We start from the raw sequence: 2,248 nt of genomic DNA on the forward strand, positions 1-2,248 counted from the left end.
GTAATCTTGCGTTTCAAGATTTATACTCGTGAAATATTCTTTATCCTTGATTTGTTTTGCAAAGATCACCATATTATCAATATCTCTTAGTATAAAATCTGCATTTTCTAGTGTTTCTTTGATTTGTGGGATATATTGCACTCTGTCTTTTTCTACAAGTTTTAGCAAACTCCCTTTTGTTAGCTTTAACTCTTTATAGCCTAAACTTTCTAATACCTCCTTGCTTTGCTTTGGGATATATATTTGCTCAATGCTATCAAGCTCAAAAGTTTGCTTCCATAGATTTTGTGCATCTTGGGTTAGTTTTCTTGTTGTGCCTTTTTTGTCAACAAATTCTATATCCCCATCATCAAGTCTTTTTAAGATTACACTTTCATTTTCTCGCTTATTTACAATTTGATATTTATTTATGGTTTGTGATACAATGCTCTTGTCAGTTATTGAAGGTGCTTTATTGCACTTAGGTAAATTATTTGATTTACTAGCGTAATGGTCTGACCTTGTGGGTGCTGCATTTGCAGATGACGCCTCCACCAATAACTGATTCTTTTCAGCTTTCCTAAGCAATCTATCAAATTGTCGCTTATCTTGTTTGTTAGCGTGAAAAATAACATTTGTTCCATCATCATTCCTAATACCCACATCACCCATTTTTTTATCACCTAATCGTCTTGCTGCTTTGTATATCCCAGTATCTTTATTTGAGTGCGTAGCATCAACGATAATTTCAGGCTCTTTTACCACTTCTGCAATTACGCTAGAGACTTCTTGCATATTCTTAAACATTTCAGGGTGTCTCTCATAAAGCTTTTTTAAATCAGCAATAGCCTCTTTGTCTCCTAAAAGTTCAGCTAATTTGCCATATAATTCAAATATCTTCAAATCTCTTTCACTCATGATTGCTTTTCTCCTTTTTTAGATCTGGATTCATTTGTGTTTTCTTCTTGATGTGTAAAGAAGTTTTCTAGCTCTCCTTTTTGTTGTTTTGTTTGGAGTTCTAAGGCTCTTTGCAATATTGAATCTTCTGTGGATTGATATTGATTTGTAGTTTGTGGTATAATGTCACTATGGGTTGCTGAATGTGCATTTGCACTAGATGATTTTTCGTCAGCGTCCAGCTCGGCAGGTCTCGAGGTGTGGGATAAGGACGCCCCCACCAGCAATCCTAGTTTATTAGCTCTTCTTACAAGCCTATCAAATTGTCTGCTATCTTGTTTTAATGCGTGATATATAATATTTGTTCCATTGTCATTTCTTATGCCTATATCTCCCATTTTATGCGGTGTTTCTTGTAATGATTTTTTGGCAACTAATAAATCATTGTTTTGCTTCGCTTTATGATTGTTGGAGATTAAATTTGGAGAATCTAATACTTCTTTAATAAGTTTTGATACATCTTCTGTATTCTTAAAAAGTTCGGGGTGGTTTGAAACTAGCTTTGTTAAATCCGCGATAGCTTCTTTATCACCACTTAAAGCTTCCATTAAGGTTAAGCTTAATTCGAAAATTTCTAATTCTTTATTATTCATTGTCTCTCTGTCTTGAGAGTTATTTTGTTGTGTATTCTTTTTATTTGTAAATTCTGTGAATTTCTCTATAAAGTCTATTTGTTCTATTTGTTTGGAATCTTTAGTAAGATTTTGATTCGTTTGTGGGTTTTGTGGTATAATAGTGGTAGGTATTGAAGGTGCTTTATTGCACTTAGGTAAATCATTTGATTTATCAGCGCAACGGTCTGACCATGTGGGTGCTGCATTTGCAGAGGGCGTCTCCACCAATACCTGCACACTCTTCATAAAAGTATTCATTTTAGAAGTATTCTTTTTATTTGCATGAAAAATAACATTTGTTCCCCTATCATTTTGTATCGCAATTTCACCTATCTTTTTTTGATTAAGCTGTTTTATTGCCAATAATGCACCTTGTGTTTTTGCTTTGGTAATCAAATCAGGCTCTTTCACTACTTCCTTAATCACATTGGAAACATCTTGCATATCTCTAAACATTTCAGGGTGTCGCCCATATAAATAACTTAAATCAGCAATAGCTTCTTTGTCTCCAAGTAGTTTTGCTAATTGCTCACAGAGTCTAAATATTTCTAATTCTCTTTCACTCATGATTGCTTTTCTCCTTTTTTAGATTTGGATTCATTTGTGTTTTCTTCTTGATGTGTAAAGAAGTTTTCTAGCTCTCCTCTTTGTTGTTTTGTTTGGAGTTCTAAAGCTCTTTGCAATATTGAATCTTCTGT

The 2,248-nt window shown here is 33.6% G+C and carries 2 protein-coding genes; both read right to left on the reverse strand.

Going from position 1 to position 2,248, the window contains the following annotated elements; genetic code table 11:
- Positions 1-897: hypothetical protein (locus CCZ01_RS09785; RefSeq protein ID WP_112053020.1), on the reverse strand; the 897-nt coding region annotated here is incomplete at its 3' end.
- Positions 894-2,117 carry a hypothetical protein gene (locus tag CCZ01_RS09790; protein WP_112053021.1) on the reverse strand — a complete coding sequence of 408 codons (1,224 nt, stop codon included), beginning with the start codon at positions 2,115-2,117 and terminating at the stop codon, positions 894-896. The genes CCZ01_RS09790 and CCZ01_RS09785, both read right to left, overlap by 4 nt.
- Positions 2,118-2,248: the final 131 nt, after the last annotated feature.

The sequence above is a fragment of the Helicobacter monodelphidis genome, assembly GCF_003288845.1.
Classification (GTDB): Bacteria; Campylobacterota; Campylobacteria; order Campylobacterales; family Helicobacteraceae; genus NHYN01.